This is a genomic window from Mycobacterium sp. PO1, from assembly GCF_017312405.1.
In the GTDB taxonomy this organism is placed as follows: domain Bacteria; phylum Actinomycetota; class Actinomycetes; order Mycobacteriales; family Mycobacteriaceae; genus Mycobacterium.
This window is the reverse complement of sequence record NZ_BLTG01000102.1, coordinates 1-4848: the sequence shown is the minus strand read 5'-3', so window position 1 is coordinate 4848 and position 4848 is coordinate 1. Positions and strand designations below refer to the sequence as shown.

Annotated in this window: 5 protein-coding genes; all 5 read right to left on the bottom strand. The window is 59.5% G+C overall.

What is annotated here, in order from left to right; translation table 11 throughout:
* Positions 1-1235: 1235 nt before the first annotated feature.
* The 5 genes from J3476_RS25240 to J3476_RS25220 all read right to left on the bottom strand — a co-directional run bounded on the left by J3476_RS25240 (position 1236) and on the right by J3476_RS25220 (position 4823).
* Entirely contained in the window at positions 1236-1535 is a 300-nt protein-coding gene (locus J3476_RS25240) for a ferredoxin (protein ID WP_225933553.1), read from the bottom strand.
* A 74-nt stretch (positions 1536-1609) separates the two neighbouring features.
* The gene (locus tag J3476_RS25235) at positions 1610-1828 is read right to left on the bottom strand and encodes a hypothetical protein (protein ID WP_013470379.1); all 219 of its coding nucleotides are present in this window, start codon (positions 1826-1828) and stop codon (positions 1610-1612) included.
* Positions 1829-1876: 48 nt separating this feature from the next.
* On the bottom strand, positions 1877-2395 hold the full coding sequence (locus J3476_RS25230; RefSeq protein WP_011559094.1) for an aromatic-ring-hydroxylating dioxygenase subunit beta: 519 nt from the start codon (positions 2393-2395) through the stop codon (positions 1877-1879).
* 64 nt (positions 2396-2459) lie between these two features.
* On the bottom strand, positions 2460-3860 hold the full coding sequence (locus J3476_RS25225) for a Rieske 2Fe-2S domain-containing protein (RefSeq protein ID WP_083406805.1): 1401 nt from the start codon (positions 3858-3860) through the stop codon (positions 2460-2462).
* Between the two features lie 72 nt (positions 3861-3932).
* Positions 3933-4823, bottom strand: coding sequence for a VOC family protein (locus tag J3476_RS25220; protein ID WP_207069047.1), 891 nt, complete (start codon positions 4821-4823; stop codon positions 3933-3935).
* Positions 4824-4848 lie beyond the last annotated feature (25 nt).

Sequence of the window (4848 nt, the reverse complement as noted above, 5' to 3'; positions counted from 1 at the left end):
CCACTCTGCTGGACGCAACCAACGCGTGTTGCCCTTTCTCCGTGCAGCAGGGTCACTGGCTGCCGCGTGCATCGTCCACCTCGATGGTGTGCTGGCCGGCGACCGCCCCGACCCCGATATTGCTGTTGAAGGACGCTCTGGAGCTGTGTGAGCTTGCCGGCGTCAGCTCGACAGTTGTCGCGTGGCGTTGACTGGTGCGATCGCACCCCGGTGCGAGTGCCGTCCGGAGAGGATTCGCGCCTCTGGCGGGAACACATCCGATACCAGCTTGCGTGTGCAATAGCCTGCGCTCACAGATCCATGCCAGCGGAGATGGAGGAGCCAATCGGGCCTGAGGGGTCTGCATACCTTGAGTGCGGAATGTATTACACAGTGGGGCACTGAATAATCACCACGATTTTGCTTCTCGTCGCGCCTTCCGGTCGTGCAGGCCAGTGGGTTGAGCACTTCTGGCATCCATCCCATTCCTTGAAAGCTTGGAACCTTCTCGCGCTCTGAAGACATAGAGGTCGAGATCAAAATCGCTGGGAGAGAAGGAAAAATGATGGCTTCTTCTCAGACACCTCGGCCACACTAGTCCAGCTGGCGATGTTGCGCTAAACGCTCTGCCAAAGCTCGCGATGACCAAGTTGTGGTAGTCGATAGAAAAGATATCGCCCGACACCGCACGGCGCACAATCGCCTTAGTGTCACATCGAAGCGGATGATTTGGAGATAAGTCAATATTCGCGAAAAAAGGAACCGCACAGGCCGTCTCGGTGATCATCACCGACACCGATTGACAATTCGGTTTAAGTGCACGAGCCTGTCATAGCTCCTCGACCGCGCCGTCGGACCAGATAACCATTTTCCGTAATCAGGGTGCGCGTAGATGTGAACCTTATACAGATGGTCTAGGTCATCCCACCAGACCCAAGACCCAGCGCCTACCATCCAGCGCTGCGCGACACGGCCATCAGAGAAGACGCACATTTCAAATTGCGCCTCGTCAGGCGGTTGTAGTTGTCCTTCTCGAAGTCGTCCTTCACGTCTCTGGCGAGCCGGCGATAGACGACAGCCGTTCTCACAGGTCAACCTCTGACAATCCAATCACGTCTAGCGTGCTCGTGAGAAGCAGAGACATAGTAGGCGGAAGGTCGCACCACGGAAGAGATCAGACGGCGCCGGGTGAGCGCCTGCGACAACGGCGGACGGTCGTTTGGGGGTGAACCTACCCGAGGAAGACATTTAGGGTGTCATTGCGCGGATCCGGAAGCACGTACGGTGATCGCTGCCGACGGGCATTCGTGTGCTGCCGCGCGGGCGTTGACCTCTAGATCAGCGGGAATGTCGCGCACCAATATCTCCGCCTTCCCAGCCGCGTTGATAGCGAAGACACTGGCGCGACGTCCACGCACAACTGGTAGCCGCAGCACCGACGTGGATCGACTTCCGCATGGATCACTTGTCCACTCCTCACTTAAGTGCACCCCTCCACCGCGATGGATCGAGCGGAGGACCAAGGCACGCCGCCGCGCAGCACCTGCAGTTGTCATCACAGACGTCCTTTCACGATTGGGGAAGGGGCGTCAAGTAGGAAACGATCCCCTGCTCACTGACGTGCGCGAGGTCAATGGCCAGGACCGTACGGGTCCTCGAGAAACCGCGAAAGGCTTTCCTTGGTCTGCCATGACAAACTCTCAAGTTCCAACGGGTCGAGCTGAATTCGGAAGCCGAGGCGGGGGCTGGCAATCTCCAACCGCTCTCCATTGCGGGTAAAGATTTTGTCGACGGTGACGACGGCGAACTCGTTCGCGACGGTCGTCGCCGCACCGTGGTCGCCGGTCACGACTGTACCTTTCTAGGTTTTAAGTAATGCAAGCTCAACGTCGCCCCGTTAGAAGAAGTTAGCCAGATTGTGGGTGCCGACAACGGCATGGTCAAGCACTACCCGTCGGCTCGCTAACCGCAGGCCCATCTCACTGCGGCGGATGACATCGTGGCGCTCCGCAGAGATGAGGTCGTGCTGCGGGCTGTCCCCCCTGTTGCGGAACACGAGAAGGTTGGAGCGGACATCGTATTCGTCCGTCCCTGCGCCGGGGCGTACCCGCACATTCGACACGTGGTGTCGGATCCGTGAGGGCGGATCTTCTGCCCATGCGTATTCGGTGTCCAGACGTAGCACCCGCAGCTCCAAGCCTGCGTAGTCGTCATCCCAGTGGGTCATGGTCGTCGAATTTCCGTCGCCGTTGGCGCGTTCTCTGCTCACGCGCACCGGGATGACGTAGTGGATATCTTCGGCGCACAGTTCTAGCCAGTCGTGAAACCGGCCGTCGTTCAGCAGCTCCGCCTCTTCGAACAGAAAGTTCTCCATCTCGCAGCGGAGCAGAAGCTGTTGCTCGACCGTCGCTACCATGGCACACCATCCTTTATGACCTGGTTGATTGTGGTTGTGAGACAAGCAGGTGCCTGATGCCTCATCAGGCGACCTCGTCTGTATTGGTCCGAGATTGCGCGAGTAGTTGGGGTTTGGGCTCGGTTTCGCTGGCGTCATCGCCTGAGTCGGTGAGTAACTCCAACAGGCGACCCCAGAATTCGCGTTGGTTACGCTCCGCGTACCCGCTGGACAGGGGACGACCGGGCCCCTTCCACGTGTCGTCGCTGGTCAGCACACCCATGCCCATCTCGAAGTTGAGTGTCTGGCTGCCTGCGAGAATGCCTTGCGTTCCCGCAGTGATGGAGCGCCAAGTCTCGGCGTCGTCCTGTTCGAACACACCGGAGATGCCGAACGTTCGTACGTAGGTCTCATACGACTGCTGTTTGAACTCTTCGTCGGCATCCTTCTCGACGAGAAACCACGACCAAACTTCCATCGTGTCGTGTGACAGTGGACGCCACAGCCGAAATGTCAACATCGGCACTGGCATTGACTTCTTGTCCCTACCGATGAGGACGTTGAGGAACGACAGGTTGGGAAAGACCGTGCCGTGAATGAAGGCCGAACGCTGAAGCATGTCTGCGCGGTCCTGATCGCCGTAAGCCGCTGCGAGTCCATCGACAACCTCGGGTGGATAGTTCATAAAGGGCGGCATCGGTTGCCCGGGCGTTACCCCGAGGACGCCGAGGCCGTGACCGTTGGAGAGACTGATATGCGCCGGCTCCGACGCGAATTTTGGATCGGGCGGAGCCAGACCGAGCTCGACCGCCGATCGGTGCGTCATCAACGTGTGGTAGGCGTCCCCGACAAAGTTGTCCGCGCCGAGCTTCCAGTTGGAGTCGATGATCCAACGCTGGGGCTCACCCCGCACCTCCAGTCCACCCTTGGACTTCTGGGTGATCAGGTCCAGATACCACGCCATATCGCCCAAATAATCAACGAGAGGTTCTGCCTTCTCGTCCAGGCAACCGAATATCATTCCGCGGTAGTTCTCGAGGCGCGGAACCTGGGTAAGACTCCACTCGTTCTTGTCCATCTCGACCCCATAGACCTCTTTTTGTGCGGGTACACCCGCCAGAGTTCCGGTATTGCGGTAGGTCCAGCCGTGATAGGGGCAGCGGAAGTGCGAAGTGTTGCCCATCTCCGTGCGGCACAGCATTGTTCCGCGGTGCCGACACGAGTTCGCCATGGCGCGCACTTCGCCGTCTTCGCCGCGGACAACGATGATCGAACCGCCACCCAGATATCGGACCACGTAGTCCCCTGCCTGGGGGATCTCCGTCTCGTGGGCCAGGAATTGCCAGCACCGGCCGAAGACTCGCTGAGCTTCGAGCTTGTGGAGTTCTGCGTTGGCGACCAGCCCGGCGGGCAGACGGCCCTTAGCAAGGCCTTCTCGGCCCGCCGCTACCAGTTGCTGAATGTCGTTCTTACCGACAATAGACATGTACTTTTCCTACGTTTCTTGGATTGGGCTGCGTAATGTTCTCTTGGACAGATGTTTTCGTGATTGCGGCGTTCATGTTGTTGCGGCTTCGAGTGCGCCTGGCGGTGTTTGGGCGACCATCTGGTGGCCCCAGACACTGGGTCGGTCGTACTGAGCGACTGTCCAGGTTTCCTCGTCGACGGTCACCGCATCCCAGCCGTACTCGAGGTCAAACCCGCTCGGTGTGCGTACGTAGAACGACACCATCCGATCGTTGACATGGCGCCCCAACGTCATGCTCAGCGGGATGTTGCGCGACATGCACAGGTCATAGGCCATGCCCACGTCATCAAAACTTTGCACCTCGACCATCACGTGGTGCAGTCCCCGCACACCCGGCATCGGAGTCAACGCGATGCTGTGATGGCGCGGGTTGCAGTGGTAAAACCACAGATCCATGAAGGTGTAAATCTCATCGCTCTTCTTAAACCCCAACACCCCCCGCAAAAACCGGTCGGCCTGCGCGAGGTCCGGCGTCGCCAGCACCACATGACCCAACCCCTGCGCACCGGTGACAAACCCCGACATCGCGCGGCCGGGCCGGAAGGAACCCGGCACCACCTTCTGACCGTAGAACAACTCATGACGCAACCCCGAAGGATCCGACAGCGTCACAAAGCCCAACACTCCGCGGGCCGCGCAGTCCTCCTCGGTTCCCACCTCAAACCCAATGCCCCGCTTGTGCAGCAACTCCCCGGCAGCCTCAAGCGCCTCCTCGCTGCCCACATCCCAGCCCGCATACAGCATCCGGTTGCGGTCCCCGTGATGAACGGCGATCCGGTGATCCGCGTCGTCGATCCGCAACAGGACCGACCCACTGGACGCCTCAACCGCCTCCATCCCCAAAACCTCCGGACCGAACGCCAACCACTCCTTCGCATCCGGAGACTCCACACCCACATAACCCAACGCTTTCACCAACATGTGTAAAACCTCCTATGTTGACCCG